Below are 16,778 nucleotides of genomic sequence, written 5' to 3' on the forward strand. Positions count from 1 at the left end.
CCCACCACCTGATCAGCGGTCCGAACTGGGGACGACTTAGGGGGTGACAGGGGTAGGACGCCGGCAGGGTGCTCGGAAGACTTGGGCCGCTACGGCGAGCGGGGTCTACGCCGCGGATGAGAAGTCTCGCCGACGGACGGATGTGGTGACATGCTTCGGAGCGACCTGATCCAGCCGTTGTCCGATCTGATCGAGGCGCACGCCGCCAGGTTGGGGAACAAGGTCGCGTTCCGCGACGACCGCCGGGCGGTCGGATACGCCGACCTGGCGGCGCGGACCCGCCGGCTGGCCGGTCACCTGGCGGCGTCGGGGGTCGGGCGGGGCGACCGGGTGGCCTTCTGCCTCGGCAACCGGGTGGAGACGGTGGAGACCTGGCTGGCCGTGACGCGGGCGGCCGCGGTCGGCGTACCGGTGAACCCGCACAGCACCGACGCGGAACTGGCCCACCTGCTGGACGACTCCGGTGCGGTGCTGGTGGTCACCGACCCCCGGCACCTCGACCAGCTGCTGCGGCTGCGTGCCGGCCGGCCGGCCCTGCGGGTCGTGGTCACCGGGGACGGCCCGGTGCCCGCCGGGGTCACCGCGTGGCGTGACCTGGTCGACACCGAGCCGGGTGTGGACGCCCGTGACGACCTGGGCCTCGACGAGGTCGCCTGGATGCTCTACACCTCCGGCACCACCGGCCGGCCCAAGGGCGTGCTCTCCACCCAGCGCACCTGCCTCTGGTCCGTCGCCGCCTGCTACGTGCCGATCCCCGGGCTCACCGACGCCGACCGGGTGGTCTGGCCGCTGCCGTTGTTCCACAGCCTCTCCCACATCGGGTGCGTGCTCAGCGTGACCGCCGTCGGCGCCACGGCCCGGCTCATCGACGGCTTCTCCGCCGACGACGTGCTGCGCGCGGTCGACGAGGACGAGGCCACCGTGCTGGCCGGTGTGCCGGCCATGTACCACCACCTGGTCACCGCCGCCCGGGAGAGCGGCTTCCGCGCCCCGGCCCTGCGGGTCTGCCTGGTCGGCGGGGCGATCACCACCGGCGCGCTGCGCCGGGCGTTCGACGAGGTCTTCGACGCGCCGCTGCTCGACGCGTACGGCAGCACGGAGACCTGCGGCTCGATCGCCGTCACCCGGCCGGACCAGCCCCGGGTCGAGGGTTCCTGCGGCCGCGCGGTGCCCGGCGTCGAGGTGCGCCTGGTCAGCCCGCAGACCGGCCTGGACGTGCCGACCGGCGCCGAGGGTGAGGTCTGGGTGAACGGGCCGAGCGTCATGCTCGGCTACCACGGCCTGCCGGAGGTCACCGCCGCCGCCCTGCGCGACGGCTGGTACCGCACCGGCGACCTGGCCCGCCGCGACGCCGACGGCAACATCTTCGTCACCGGGCGGCACCAGGAACTGATCATCCGGGGTGGCGAGAAGATCCACCCGGCCGAGGTGGAGGAGGCCCTGCGCGGGGTGCCCGGCGTCGCCGACGTGGCGGTGACCGGCCGCCCGCACGACGTGCTCGGCGAGGTGCCGGTGGCGTTCGTGGTGCCCGGGCCGGAGGGCTTCGACCCCCGGGCCGGGTACGCGGCCTGCCGGGAGAAGCTCTCCTACCACAAGGTCCCCGAGGAGCTGTACGAGATCGGGCAGGTGCCCCGCACCGCCTCCGGCAAGGTCACCCGCCGGCTCCTGCTCGACCGGCCGGCGCGGCTGCGGGCGGTCAACGGCAGCCACCACGAGACGCTGAGCCTGATCGCCTGGCAGCCGCTCGACCTGGCCGCCGTACCGCCGGTCGAGGCGCCCGCCCCGACGGCCGCGCAGGCCGCCGCCGCCCCGGCCCGCCGCTGGGCGCTCGTCGGTCGCGGGAGCGACGAGCTGGTGGAACCGCTGCGCGCGGCGTCGCCCGGGGACCGGTTCCGGTCCCACCGGGACCTGGCCGCCCTGCGCGAGGCCCCGGACGTGCCCGACGTGACGGTGCTGCTGGTCGAGCCGGCCGACGCCGTCGTGGCGGACCTCGCCGAGCGGCTGCGCGGCTGGCTCGACGACGACCGGTTCGCCGGCACCCGCCTGGTGCTGCTGACCGGCCCGGCCGCCGCACCCGCCGCGAGCGACGCGCCCGGCGACCTGGACACCGGGATCGACGCCGCCGCCGTGCCCGGGGGATGGCACCAGGCCGATCCGGCGGCCGGCGCGGTCCAGGCGGTCGGCCGCAGTCTGCAGGCCGCCTACCCGGACCGGATCGTGCTGGTCGACGGCGACGCCGGAGACCGCTCGACCGCCCTGCTCCCCGCCGTGGTGGACGCCGGCGCCGCGCAGGTCGCGATGCGGGCCGGGGCCGCCCTGCACGCCGTCCTCGTGCCCGTCCCGGCGACCGTGCCGGCGCGGCCGGTGAGCGTGGCCGACCCGGACCGCCCGGTCCTGGTCACCGGCGCGGACGGGCCGACCGGCGCGGCGCTGGCCCGACACCTCGTCGCCGCGCACCGCGTCCGCCGGCTGCGGCTGCTCCACGTCGGTGCCACGCCCGGGGTCGCCCTGGTGGATCTGGTCACCGAACTCGTCGCCGCCGGCGCCGACGTCGCCGCGCTGCCCGCCGACCGGGCGGGCGACGAGCCGCCCGGCGGGGTCTTCCTCTGCCCGTCCGACGACGACCTGACCGACGACGAGGACATCGCCCGGCTGCTCCGCCTCGCCGGGAGGCTGGACGCCGCGACCGGGCTCCCGGCCGCCTCGTTCACCGTCCTCGCGCCGTCCGCCCTGCTGCTGGGCGCCGCCGGCCGGGAGCGGGCCGCCTCGGCCGTGGGCGCCCTGCACGCCCTGACCGCCCGCCGCCGGGCCGCCGGTCTGCCGGCCCGGGTCGTCGGCACGACCGCGCACGCCGACCGGGAGCCGTCGCCCGCCACCCCCGCGGTAACCGGAACCGGGGCGGGAAGCGTCGTCCCGGCGGCCGTACGCGCCGATCTCGCCGCGTTCGACGTGGCCCACGACGGCGACGACCTGGTCGTGCTCGCCCGCCCGGCGGGCCACGCCGACGCCGCGCACCCCGCCTGGCGCGGCCCCGTCGCGGCGCTCGACGACGCCGCCGACGACCGGGACGCCGCCGAGTTGCGCCGCCGGCTGGCCGGGCTGAGCACCGCCGAGGGGGACCGGCTCCTGCTGGATCTGGTCCGCACCGCCACCGCCGAGGTGGCCGGCCTGTCCGGCCCGGCCGCGGTGCGCCCCGGCCGGGCCTTCAAGGAACTCGGCTTCACCTCGGTCAGCGCGGTCGCCCTGCGCGACCGGCTGGCCCGGGCCACCGGGGTACGGCTCTCCGCCACGGCCGCCTTCGACCGGCCCAGCCCGGACGCTCTCGCCCGGCACCTCGCCGCCCGGCTGCGCGGCACCACCGGGCAGGCCGGCCCCGCGACGGACCGGCCGTCCGCGCCGTCCACCGTGGACGATCCGGTGGTCGTCGTCGCCATGGCCTGCCGGCTCCCCGGCGGTGTCGGTTCCCCCGAGCAGCTGTGGGACCTGGTCGACGAGGGCCGGGAGGGGCTCACGGAATTCCCCACCGACCGGGGCTGGGACCTGGCGCACCTGTTCTCCGACGACGCGGACCGTCCCGGCACCTCGTACGTCCGGGTGGGCGGCTTCCTGACCGACGCGGCGGACTTCGACGCCACCCTGTTCGCGATCAGCCCGCGCGAGGCGCTCGCCATGGACCCGCAGCAGCGGCTGCTGCTGGAGACGTCCTGGGAGCTGTTCGAGCGGGCCGGCATCGACCCCACCTCGCTGCGCGGCAGCGCCACCGGCGTCTTCACCGGCGTCATGCACCACGACTACGCCGCGAACCTGCGCCAGGCGCCGCCCGGCACCGAGGGCTACCTCGGCGTCGGCACCGCCGGCAGTGTCGTCTCCGGCCGCGTCGCGTACGCGCTGGGGCTGGAGGGGCCGGCGGTCACCGTCGACACGGCGTGCTCGTCGTCGCTGGTCGCGCTGCACCTGGCCGCCCAGGCGCTGCGCGCGGGCGACTGTTCCCTCGCCGTGGCCGGCGGCGTGGCGGTGATGGGCACCCCGCAGGCGTTCGTGGAGTTCAGCCGGCAGCGCGGGCTCGCCCCGGACGGCCGGTGCAAGGCGTTCGGCGAGGGCGCCGACGGCACCGGCTGGTCCGAGGGCGTCGCCGTGCTGCTGCTGGAACGGCTCTCCGACGCCCGCCGGCGCGGGCACCCCGTCCTCGCCGTGCTGCGCGGCTCCGCCGTCAACTCCGACGGCGCGTCCAACGGGCTCACCGCCCCCAGCGGGCCCGCCCAGGAGCGGGTCATCCGCCGGGCGCTGGACGCGGCCGGGCTCTCCGCCGCCGACGTGGACGTCGTCGAGGCGCACGGCACCGGCACCCGGCTGGGCGACCCGATCGAGGCGCAGGCGCTGCTCGCCACGTACGGGACGGGTCGTGGCGACGCCGAACCGCTGCGGCTGGGCTCGCTGAAGTCCAACCTCGGCCACACCCAGGCCGCCGCAGGGGCCGCCGGGGTGATCAAGATGGTGCTCGCGATGCGGCACGGAACGCTGCCCCGCACCCTGCACGTGGACGCCCCGACGTCCGAGGTGGACTGGTCCGCCGGCGCGGTCGAGGTGCTCACCGAGGCCCGCCCGTGGCCCGAGGTGCGACGGCCCCGGCGGGCCGGCATCTCGTCGTTCGGCATCAGCGGCACCAACGCGCACGTCATCGTCGAGGCGCCCGCCGCCGACCCGCCCCCCGTGCCCGGGACCGCGGACCGGGAGTCCCCGTCCGGGGCCGCGGACCAGCAGTCGCCGTCCGGGGCAGCGGACCAGCAGTCGCCGTCCGGGGCAGCGGACCAGCAGTCGCCGTCCGGGGTCGCGGACCAGCAGCCGTCGTCCGGGGCGGCCGCCGCCACCCGACGACCGCCCGTGCCGTGGCTGCTCGCCGCGGCCTCCGGTGAGGCGCTGCGGGACCAGGCGGCCCGCCTGCTGACCTGGCTCGACGGGCCCGGGGCGGACGCCGACCCGGCCGACGTCGGGCACGCGCTCGCCACCACCCGCGCCGCCCTCGAACACCGGGCCGTGGTGCTGGCCGGCGACCCGGCCACCGCCCGGACGGGCCTGACCGCGCTGACCCGCGGCGAGGCGGACGCGGACGTGCCGACCGTGCTGACCGGCCGGGTAGTCGACGGCCAGCTCGGCATGCTCTTCGGCGGGCAGGGCGGCCAGCGCGCCGGCATGGGCCGCGAGCTGCACGCGGCGTACCCGGTCTTCGCCGACGCCTTCGACGCGGCCTGCGCCGAACTCGACCGCTGCCTCGCCGGCCACGCCCCGCACCCCGTCGCGGACGTCGTCTTCGCCGCCGAGGGCGACGAACTGGCCGACCTGCTCGACCAGACCCTGTACACCCAGCCGGGGCTGTTCGCCTTCGAGGTGGCGCTGTACCGCCTCCTGGAGTCCTGGGGCGTGCGCCCCGACGCGGTGCTCGGCCACTCCGTCGGCGAGCTGGCCGCCGCGCACGTGGCCGGGGTGTTCCCCCTCGCCGACGCGGCGGCGCTCGTCGCCGCCCGCGCCCGGCTGATGCAGCAGCTGCCCGCCGGGGGCGCGATGGTCGCCGTCGAGGCCGACGAGGCCGAGGTCGCCGCGCACCTCACCGACCGGGTGGGCCTCGCCGCCGTCAACGGCCCGACGAGCGTCGTCGTCTCCGGCGACGCCGACGCGGTGCTGGCCGTCGCGGCCACCCTGCGCGCCGCCGGGCGTCGTACCAGCCGGCTGCGGGTGTCGCACGCGTTCCACTCGCCGCGCATGGAACCGATGCTCGACGAGTTCCGCGCGGTGGCGGCCGGCCTCACGTACCGCACCCCGCACCTGCCGGTGGTGTCCAACCTGACCGGCCACCCCGTCGACCCGGCCCGGCTCTGCTCGCCCGACTACTGGGTGGCGCACGTGCGGGGCACCGTCCGCTTCCACGACGGCGTGCGGGCCCTGCACGGGCAGGGCGTCACCACCTTCCTGGAGGTCGGTCCGGCCGGCGTGCTCACCGCGATGGCCCAGGACTGCCTCCTCGCCGAGGCCGACGAGTTGGCCTTCGTGCCCGCCGTACGGGGCGTCGCCGACGAACCGGAGGCGCTGCTCGCCGCCGTGGCGCGGCTGCACGTCCGGGGCGTCCCCGTCGACCGCGCCGCCCTCGCCGGCCCCGGGCCGCACCGCCGCGTCGACCTGCCCACGTACGCCTTCCAACGCCGGCACTACTGGCTGCCCGCCTCAACCGCGGTCGGTGGCCAGGTCGGCGTCGGGCTGGCCGACGCCGGGCACCCGCTGCTCGGCGGCGTGCTGGCGGTCGCCGGCACCGGGCAGGTCGTCTGCACCGGACAGGTCTCCGCGGCCACCCAGCCGTGGCTGGCCGCCCCCGGTGACGGCACTCCCGCGCTGCTGCCCGCCAGCGCCCTGCTGGACATGCTCACCCACCTCGGCGAACAGCTCGGCACCCCGACGGTGCGGCGGCTGCGCGTCCCCGATCCGGTGCCGCTGCCCGCCGAGGCGACCCTCGAGGTGCAGGTCGGCGTCTCGGCGCCGGACGAGCACCGGCGCCGGGTGGCGCACTGCCACGTCCGGGCCGGCGACGGGCAGCCCTGGCGGGAGGTCGCCGAGGCCGTGCTCGGCCCGGTCGACCCGGAGAGCGGCCGGGGTGCCCTCGCCCCGGCCTGGCCGCCCACCGGCGCCCGACCGGTGGACCTGACCGCCCCGCAGTACCAGGCCATGGCCGGGGAACTGGCCCGGGCCGCGTGGGTCGCCGCCGACCGGCTCTTCGTCGACGTACGCCTGCCCGAGGACGCCCGGGACCCGGACGCCGAGCGGTACGGCGTGCACCCGCTGGTGCTGGAGGCGGCCCTGCGCCTGCTCCCGCTCGCCGACTTCGCGCCCGGCCACGACGCCGCGCCCACCGGCCGGCTGCTGCCCACCGAGTGGGCGGGCGTGCGCCTGCACGCCACCGGGGCGCACGCGCTGCGCGTCTGCCTGGCCCCAGCCGGGGCGGACGCGGTGACCCTGACCGCCGTCGACGCCGCGGGCGTGCCCGTGCTCGACGTGGACCGGGTGGTGCTGCGGACCCTCGACCTGCCGCCCGCCGAGACGCCGGCGCCCCCGCCCGCCCCCGCCGGGCTGTACGCCGTCGACTGGTCGCCCGCGGCGTTCCCGGCGACGCCCGCGCCCTCCTGGACGCTCGCCGACGGCACACCCCCGGACGGGCCGCTGCCGCCGCTGCTGGTGCTGCGCGTCGGCGACGGCGAGCCGGGCCGTTCGGTGCCCGACCGTGCCCACGCCGTCGGCCTCGCCGTGCTCGGCGTGCTCCAGAGCTGGCTGGTCGACCCCCGCGCGGAGACCACCCGCCTGGCCCTCGCCGTCCGCGACGGTGACCCGGTGCACGCCCCGGTGGCGGGGCTCGTCCGGGTCGCCCAGGCGGAACAACCCGACCGGTTCCTGCTGCTCAGCCTCGACGCCACCGACGACGCGACCGTCCGGGCGGCGCTGGCCGTCGCCGGGGACGAGCCCGAGATCGCCGTCCGTGACGGCCGGGTCCTGCTGCCCCGGCTCCACCCCGTCGAACCGCCCCCGGCCGGTACGCCGGTCCCGGCGCTGGCCGGCGGCACCGTGCTGGTGACCGGCGGCACGGGCGGCGTCGGCCGGCACGTCGCCACCCACCTCGCCACCGTGCACGGCGTCGCCGAGCTGGTCCTCGTCAGCCGCACCGGCCGGGCCGGCGACTGGACGGACGCGTTGACCGACGCCGGCGTCACCGTCCGGGTGGTCGCGGCCGACGTCGCCGACCGGGCGGCGCTCGCCGAGGTCGTCGCCCCGCTGGCCGACCGGCTCGTCGCCGTCGTGCACGCCGCCGGGGCCACCGACGACGCGCTGCTCACCGACCTCGACCCGGCCCGCTGGGAGCGGGCCCTGCGGTCCAAGGTGCACGGCGCGTGGCACCTGCACGAGCTGACCGCCGGCCTCGACCTGGCCGCGTTCGTGCTCTTCTCCTCGGCCGCCGCCACCTTCGGCAGCCCCGGCCAGGGCAACTACGCGGCCGGCAACGCGTTCCTCGACGCGCTCGCCGCGCACCGCCGCGCCCAGGGCCTGCCGGCGACCGCCCTGGCCTGGGGGCTGTGGGCCGCGCAGGACGGGATGGCCGGCCGGCTCACGCCGGCGGACCTGGCCCGGCTCGCCCGGGGCGGCACCCGTCCCCTCGACACGGCCGCCGGGCTGGCGCTGTTCGACGCCGCCCTGCACGTCGACCGGGCGACGCTGGTGCCGATCGGGCTCGACCTGGCCGCCGTGCGGACCTCCGGCGAGGTGCCCGCCCTGCTGCGGGCGCTGCTGCCCCCACCGCCCCGTCGGGCCGTCAACGCCGACGCCGCGCCCGCCTCCGCCAAGGGCTTCGCCGACCGGCTGGCCGAGCTGGCCGAACCCGACCGCGCCGCCCTGCTGCTGGACCTCGTACGTACCCGGTGCGCCACCGTGGTCGGGCACACCGGCCCCGACGACGTCGAGCCGCGCCGCCCGTTCAAGGAACTCGGCTTCGACTCGCTGATGGCCGTGGAGCTGAGCAACCGGCTCACCGCCGTCACCGGCGTCCGGCTCGCCCCGCACGCCGTGTTCAACCACCCCACCCCGGAGCTGCTCGCCGCGCACCTGCACGCCCGGCTGCTCGGCACCGCCGCCACCGAGGTCACCGACGCGAGCACCGTCGCACTGGACGAGCCGGTCGCCATCGTCGCGATGGCCTGCCGCTTCCCCGGCGGCATCGGCTCCCCGGAGGAGCTGTGGCGGCTGCTCGACGCGGGCGCCGACGTCATCGGTGACCTGCCCGACGACCGGGGCTGGCCGCTGGCCGACCTCTACGACCCGGTGCCCGGCACGGCCGGCCGGACGTACGTGCGGGCCGGCGGGTTCCTCACCGGGATCGCCGACTTCGACGCCGCGTTCTTCGGCATCAGCCCCCGCGAGGCCCTCGCGATGGACCCGCAGCACCGGCTGCTGCTGGAGACCTCCTGGGAGGCGTTGGAACGCGGCGGCATCGACCCGGTCACCCTGCGGGGCAGCCGCACCGGCGTCTTCGCCGGCACCCACGGCCAGGACTACGGCGACCGGATCGCCCCCGGCGTGGTCTCCGACGACGGTGAGGTCACCGCCGACGAGGGGCACCTGCTCACGGGTACGGCCGGCAGCGTCCTCTCCGGCCGGGTCGCGTACGCGCTCGGGCTGGAAGGGCCGGCCGTCACCGTCGACACCGCCTGCTCGGCGTCGCTGGTGGCGCTGCACCTGGCCGTGCAGGCCCTGCGCCAGGGCGACTGCGACCTGGCGCTGGCCGGTGGCGTGTCGGTGATGTCCACCCCGGCCGGGCTGACCGGGTTCAGCCGCCAGCGCGGTCTCGCCGCCGACGGGCGGTGCAAGGCGTTCGCCGAGGACGCCGACGGCTTCGGCATGTCCGAGGGCGTCGGGATGCTGGTGGTGGAGCGCCTCTCCGACGCCCGCCGCCGGGGCCACCCCGTGCTGGCCGTGGTCCGCGGCTCGGCGGTCAACCAGGACGGCGCGTCCAACGGGCTGACCGCCCCGAACGGGCCGTCGCAGGAGCGGGTCATCAAGGCCGCGCTCGGCGCCGCCGGGCTGACCGCCGCCGAGGTGGACGTCGTCGAGGCGCACGGCACCGGCACGTCGCTCGGCGACCCCATCGAGGCGGAGGCGATCCTCGCCACGTACGGGCAGCGCCCGGCCGGCGCCCCGCCGGTGCTGCTCGGCTCGGTCAAGTCCAACCTCGGGCACACCCAGGCCGCGGCCGGCGTCGCCGGGGTGCTCAAGATGGTCCTCGCCATGCGGCACGGCCGGCTGCCCCGCACCCTGCACGCCGAGCGCCGCAGCTCGCGGGTCGACTGGGAGTCGGGCTCGCTGGAGCTGCTCACCGAGGCCCGCCCGTGGCCCGCGGCGGACCGGCCGGCGCGGGCCGGTGTCTCGTCGTTCGGCATCAGCGGCACCAACGCCCACGTGATCGTCGAGGCGGTCGCCGGGTCGGCCCCGGACGCCGACGCCGCAGCCACGCCGACGGAGGCGTACGCGCTGCCGTGGCTGCTCTCCGCGCGTACCCCGGAGGCGCTCGCCGGGCAGGCCCGGCGGCTGCGGGAACACCTCGCCGAGCGGCCCGACCAGCGGCCCCTCGACGTGGCCTGGTCGCTGGCCACCAGCCGCAGCACCTTCGACTCGCGGGCGGTGCTGGTCGGCGCGTCGCCGGACCAGGTCGCCGCCGCCCTCGACGCGCTCGCCGAGGGCCGGCCCGACCCGGCGGTGACGCGGGGCGAGGCCCGTCCCGTCGGCCGGTGCGTCTTCGTCTTCCCCGGGCAGGGCTCCCAGTGGCTCGGTATGGGACTGGACCTGCTCGACCAGGCCCCCGTGTTCGCGGAGCGGATGGCGGCCTGCGACGCGGCGCTGCGGCCGTACCTGGACTGGTCGCTGCTGGACGTGCTGCGTCAGGTGCCCGGCGCGCCCGGCCTCGACGAGGTCGACGTGGTGCAGCCCGCACTGTTCGCGATGATGGTGTCGCTGGCCGAACTGTGGCGCTCCTACGGCGTGCAGCCGGCCGCCGTCGTCGGCCACTCGCAGGGCGAGATCGCCGCCGCCTGCGTCGCCGGGGTGCTCTCCCTGCCCGACGCCGCCCGGGTGGTGGCGCTGCGCAGCCGGGCGCTGCGGGCCCTGGCCGGACACGGGGCGATGGCCTCCGTCGCGCTCCCCGCCGACACGGTCCGCGACCGGATCGCCCGGTTCGGCGACCGGATCTCGGTCGCCGCCGTGAACGGGCCGGCCGCCGTCGTGGTGTCCGGCGAGCCGCAGGCGGTGGAGGAACTCCTCGCCGAACTGGCCGGCGAGCAGGCCCGGGTCCGGCGCATCGCCGTCGACTACGCCTCGCACTCCGCCCAGGTGGCGGGCCTGCGCGACGAGCTGGCCGAGGTGCTGGCGGGCATCGCCCCCGGCCCGGCGGCCGTGCCGCTCTTCTCCACCACCGACCTGCGCTGGCTCGACGGCGAGGAGATGGGGCCGGACTACTGGTACCGCAACCTGCGGCAGCCGGTCGAGCTGGAACAGGCGATCCGCTCGCTGGCCGAGCAGGGCCACGACACGTACGTCGAGTGCAGCCCGCACCCGGTGCTCACCGTGGGCATCGAGGCGACCCTCGCCGACCACGACGGCGAGAGCGTGGTGGTCGGCTCGGTGCAGCGCGACCAGGGCGACCGGGCGCGGTTCCTGCTCTCCCTGGCCCAGCTGCACGTGTGCGGGGTCGCGGTGGACTGGCGGCCCGCGCTGGCCGGCGGCCGGCGGGTCGACCTGCCCACGTACGCGTTCGCCCACCGCCGCTACTGGCCCCGGCCCGTCTCCGGCCCCGGCGACGTCGGCGCCGCCGGCCTGGACGCCGCCGGGCATCCGCTGCTCGGGGCGTCGGTCGCGCTGGCCGAGACGAGGGGCCACCTGTTCACCGGGCGGCTGTCGACCGACGCGCAGCCGTGGCTGGCCGACCACCGGGTCTCCGACAGCGTGCTGGTGCCCGGCACCGGCCTGGTGGAACTCTGCCTCCGCGTCGGCGACGAGATCGGCCACCCGGTCCTCGACGAACTGGTCATCGAGGCCCCGCTGACCCTGCCCGCCGACGGCGCGACCCAGGTGCAGGTGACGGTCGGCGCGGGCGGCGACGACGGACGCCGCCCGGTGACCGTGCACTCCCGGCCCGCCGACGGCCCGGCCGCGGGGCCGTGGACCCGGCACGCCAGCGCCACCCTCTCCGCCGACCAGCCCGCCGCGTCGCCGCAGCCCACCACGTGGCCGCCGCGCGACGCCCGCCCCGTCGACCTGACCGGCTTCTACGCCGGCCTGGCAGCCGACGGCTACGCGTACGGGCCGGCGTTCCAGGGGCTGCGCGCGGTGTGGACCAGCGGCGACGAGGTCTACGCCGAGGTGGAGCTGCCGGCGGCCGCACGGGTCGACGCCGACCGGTACGGCCTGCACCCCGCCCTGTTCGACGCCGCCCTGCACGCCGCGCACTTCGGCGGCCTCGCCGGGGCCGGGGCCGGCCGGCTCCTGCTGCCGTTCGCCTGGAACGGCGTCAGCCTGCACGCCACCGGGGCGACCGCCCTGCGGGTACGGCTGACCCAGGTGGGACCGCACGCCATCGCGCTGACCGTCGCCGACCCGACCGGCGCCCCGGTGGCCGAGGTGGCCGCCCTGACGATGCGGCCGATCTCCGCCGCCGAGCTGGCCGTCACCGACGACCGTGCCACCCGCGACGCGCTGTTCCGGCTCGACTGGACGCCGCTGCCGCCGGCCGACGCGGCCACCCCGGTCGACGCCGTGGCCGTCGCGCCCGGCCTGGACGGCTTCGGGCTGCACCCCGGGCTGGACGGGCTCGCCGACGCCGTCGACGCGGGACTGGCCCTGCCCGGGGCCGTGCTCGTGCCGCTCGACGCGGAACCCGCGCAGCCCACCCCCCGCGCGGCACGGCACGCCGCCGTCCGCGCCCTCGACCTCGTCCGGCGCTGGCTCACGGAGCCCCGCTGGGCGGCGTCGAGGCTGCTGCTGGTGACCCGGGGCGCGGTGGCCGTGCACCACGCCGGCGAGGTGACCGACCCGGCCGCCGCGGCGGCGTGGGGCCTGGTGCGCTCCGCCCAGTCGGAGAACCCGGGCCAGGTCGTCATCGTCGACGTCGACGGCGACGGGATCGGCCCCGACCAGGTCGCCGCCGTGCTGGCGGCGGACGAGCCGCAGGCCGCGATCCGGGGCGGCACGGCGTACGTGCCACGGCTGGCGCGGGCCGGCTCGGCGGGCGAACTCGCCGCGCCGCCCGCCGCCGCGTGGCGGTTGGACGCGCCGGTGCGGGGCAGCCTGGAGAACCTCACCCTGGTCCCGACCGACGCCGCCGACGCCGTTCTCGGCCCCCGCGAGGTCCGGGTACGCGTCCGCGCCGCCGGCCTGAACTTCCGCGACGTGCTCAACGCGCTCGGCCTCTACCCGGGCGACGCGGGGCCGCTCGGCGGCGAGGGCGCCGGCGAGGTCGTCGAGGTGGGCGCCGAGGTGACCGACCTGCGCCCCGGCGACCGGGTGTTCGGGGTCTTCGTGGGCTGCTTCGGGCCCGTCGCGGTCACCGACCGCCGCCTGCTGGCCCCGATGCCGGCCGGCTGGTCGTACGTCGAGGCCGCCTCCGTGCCGGTGGTCTTCCTGACCGCGTACCACGGCCTGGTCAACCTGGCCGGGCTCGGCCGGGGCGAGTCGGTGCTGGTGCACGCGGCGGCCGGCGGCGTCGGCATGGCCGCCGTGCAGCTCGCCCGGCACCTCGGCGCCGACGTCTACGCCACCGCCAGCCCCGCCAAGTGGGACGCCCTGCGCTCGATGGGCGTCGCCGAGGACCGTATCGCCTCGTCCCGGACCCTCGACTTCGAGAACCGGTTCGCCGAGGCCACCGGCGGACGGGGCGTCGACGTGGTGCTGGACTCGCTGGCCCGCGAGTTCGTCGACGCCTCGCTGCGGCTGCTGCCGCGCGGCGGGCGGTTCATCGAGATGGGCAAGACCGACATCCGCGACGCCGCCCAGGTCGCCGCCGACCACCCGGGGGTGGCCTACACCGCCTTCGACCTGACCCTGGAGGACCCCGACGAGGTGCAGCGCATGCTCGTCGAGCTGCTCGGGCTCTTCGAGCGGGGGACGCTCACCCCGCTGCCCACGCAGGTGTGGGACGTCCGCCAGGCGCCGGAGGCGTTCCGGCACGTCAGCCAGGCCCGGCACGTCGGCAAGGTGGTGCTCACCATGCCCAGGGCGTGGGACCCCGACGGCACCGTGCTGCTGACCGGCGGGACCGGAACCCTGGGTGGGCTGGTCGCCCGGCGGCTGGTCGAGACGCACGGCGTACGGCGGCTGCTGCTGGTCAGCCGCCGCGGCGAGCGGGCCCCTGGCGCGGCCGAGACGATCGCGGAACTGCGCTCCCTGGGCGCCGAGGCCACGGTCGTGGCGGCCGACGTGGCCGACCGGGACAGCCTGGCCCGGGTCCTGGACGCGGTACCGGCCCGGCACCCGTTGACCGCGGTCGTGCACCTCGCCGGGGTGCTCGACGACGGGATCGTCACCGCCCTCACCCCGCAGCGCGTCGACACGGTGTTCGCGCCGAAGCTCGACGCCGCGTGGCACCTGCACGAGCTCACCCGCCACCTCGACCTCGCCGGGTTCGTGCTCTTCTCCTCCGGCGCGGGCGTCTTCGGCGTACCCGGTCAGGCCAACTACGCGGCGGCCAACGCGTTCCTCGACGCGCTCGCCCTGGCGCGCCGGGCCGAGGGCCTGCCGGGCCGGTCGTTCGCCTGGGGACTGTGGGAGCAGGCCAGCGAGATGACCGCCAAGCTGGACCGGACCGACCCCCGGATCACCGCCCGCGACGGGCAGCTCGCGATCCCGTCCGACCTGGGGATGGCCCTGTTCGACGCGGGCCTGCGGCTGGCCGAGCCGGTGCTCGTGCCGACCAGGATCGACGTCGCCGCGCTCGGCGAGCGGGTCGAGCGGCCCCCGGCCCTGCTGCGCGGGCTCATGCGGCGGGAACGGCCGAGCGCCCGGTCGAGCGCCCCGACCGGCGGCGGGCGCACCCTCGCCGACGAACTGGCGGCCCTGGCCGGGCCCGACCGCCACACCCTGGTGGTCGACCTGGTACGCGAGCAGGCGGCGAGCGTGCTCGGGCACGGCAGCCGCGCGGCGGTCGCCCCCGGCCGGGCGTTCAGCCAGATCGGCTTCGACTCGTTGACCGCCGTCGAGCTGCGCAACCGGCTGACCACGGCGACCGGTCTGCGCCTGCCGGCCACGCTGATCTTCGACTACCCGGACCCGAACGAGCTGGCCACGTTCCTGGTGTCGCAGTTGGCGCCGGACACCGGCCCGGAGGTTCCGCCGGTTCTCACGGACCTGGAGAACCTGGAACGGTCACTGACCGAGGCCAGCGTCGAGGCGGAGCTGCACGCCCAGATCGGGTCCCGGCTGGAGGTGCTCATCGCCAAGTGGCGGACGATGCGCGCCGGCTCGGGCGGGGATCCCGACCTCGACCTCGAACTGGCCAGCGACGACGACCTCTTCGACCTCATCGACTCCGAACTCGGTCTCTGATGGCCGCCCGGCCGCGCCGCACGGCGCGAGCCGTCCCTTCCGACACCGTGTCCGACCGACCCCCGAGGAACCGATACCGATGCTGATGACCGACGTCCTGATCGTGGGCTACGGCCCCGTCGGTGAGATGCTCACGATCCTGCTGGCGCAGCGAGGTCTCACCGTCACGGCGGTCGAGCGCTGGGCCACCCCGTACAACTTCCCGCGCGCGGTCTCGTACGACGGGGAGGCGAGCCGCATCCTGGCCGCCGCCGGCGTCGCCGACCGGCTCGGACCGGTGGTGGAGTCGTCGGGCGAGTACACCTTCAAGAACGGCTTCGGCCGGACCCTGCTGCACGTCAAGGTCACCGGCGACGGCCCGATGGGCTGGCCCGACTCGGTCTCCTTCTACCAGCCCGGGCTGGAGGCGCTGCTCGCCGAGCGGGGAGCGGAGCTGCCGGGCGTGACGGTGCTGCGCCCGTACCAGGTGACCGGCCTGGTCGAGCACGACGACCGGGTCGAGGTCACCATCGCCGGCCCGGAGGGCGAGGAGGTCCACGCGGCCCGCTGGGTCGTCGGCTGCGACGGGGCCAACAGCTTCGTCCGGGAACACCTGGGCAGCGACGTCACCGACCTCGGCTTCACGTACGACTGGCTGGTCTGCGACGTCGTGCCGCACGAGGCCCGCGAGTTCAAGCCGAACAACCTCCAGGTCTGCGACCCGGCGCGCCCCCGCACGGCCGTGTCGGCCGGCCCGGGGCACCGGCGGTGGGAGTTCATGCGGGTGCCGGGGGAGAGCCGGGAGGAGTTCGAGACCGTCGAGAGCGTGTGGCGGCTGCTCGGCCTCTTCGACATCACGCCCGACAACGCGACCCTGGAACGGTACGGCGTCTACACCACCCAGGCGTGCTCGGCCGACCGTTGGCGGTCCAACCGGATCCTGATCGCCGGCGACGCGGCGCACGTGATGCCGCCGTTCATGGGGCAGGGCATGAGCTCGGGTTTCCGCGACGCCCTCAACCTCGCCTGGAAGCTCGACCTGGTGCACCGCGGCCTGGCCGAGGAGGCGCTGCTGGACACCTACCAGGAGGAGCGCTGCGCGCACGTGCAGCACGCCATCCGGATGTCCATGGACTCGGGCACGGTGATCTGCGAGACCGACCGCACCGCCGCCGCCGGCCGGGACTCCGTCATGCTCGCCGAACTGCGCCGACGCACCTCCCGGCCGCGTACCCGTTCCCTGCTGGAGCCCCTGGCCGGCGGGGTCCTGCACGCCCGTACGGCCGAGGCCCCGGCGGCCGGCGCGGGCGTGCCGATGCCGCAGGGCCGCGTCGAGGTCGACGGGCGCGCCGGCCTCTTCGACGAGGTCGTCGGCACCGGCTTCGTCCTGGTCTGCGCCGAGGACCCCGACGACCTGCTCGACGCGGACGCCCGGGCCTTCCTGGACTCGCTCGACGCCCGGGTCGTCCGGGTCGTCCCCGCCGGCGCGCCCGCCCCCGGGCCCGGCGCCGCGCCGACCGCCTTCGACCTCGACGACGTGTACCTGTCCCACCTCAAGCGGTACGACGCCGTCGCGGTGCTCGTCCGGCCCGACTTCTACGTCTTCGGCACGGCAGCCGACCCGGCCGGTGTACCCGCGCTCGTCGAGGACCTGCGCCAGCAGGTCCGGCGCGGCTGATCGG

At 77.1% G+C, this 16,778-nt stretch carries 2 protein-coding genes; both read left to right on the top strand.

Annotation, left to right across the window (positions count from 1 at the left end):
• The first annotated feature begins 150 nt into the window (after nucleotides 1-150).
• Nucleotides 151-15,117: an SDR family NAD(P)-dependent oxidoreductase gene (locus tag ACLQ20_RS25590; RefSeq protein ID WP_425857901.1), complete on the top strand. Its 14,967-nt coding sequence runs from the start codon at nucleotides 151-153 to the stop codon at nucleotides 15,115-15,117.
• 79 nt (nucleotides 15,118-15,196) lie between these two features.
• Nucleotides 15,197-16,774: a bifunctional 3-(3-hydroxy-phenyl)propionate/3-hydroxycinnamic acid hydroxylase gene (locus ACLQ20_RS25595; RefSeq protein WP_327028037.1), complete on the top strand. Its 1,578-nt coding sequence runs from the start codon at nucleotides 15,197-15,199 to the stop codon at nucleotides 16,772-16,774.
• The last annotated feature ends 4 nt before the right edge of the window (nucleotides 16,775-16,778 follow it).

The organism is Micromonospora sp. DT46, from assembly GCF_049841735.1.
Classification (GTDB): Bacteria; Actinomycetota; Actinomycetes; order Mycobacteriales; family Micromonosporaceae; genus Micromonospora; species Micromonospora reichwaldensis.

Bases quoted from the DNA above. Each gene is read 5' to 3' on its own strand.
- ACLQ20_RS25595 (WP_327028037.1), top strand. From the start codon at position 15,197: ATGCTGATGACCGACGTCCTGATCGTGGGCTACGGCCCCGTCGGTGAG.
- ACLQ20_RS25590 (WP_425857901.1), top strand. From the start codon at position 151: ATGCTTCGGAGCGACCTGATCCAGCCGTTGTCCGATCTGATCGAGGCG.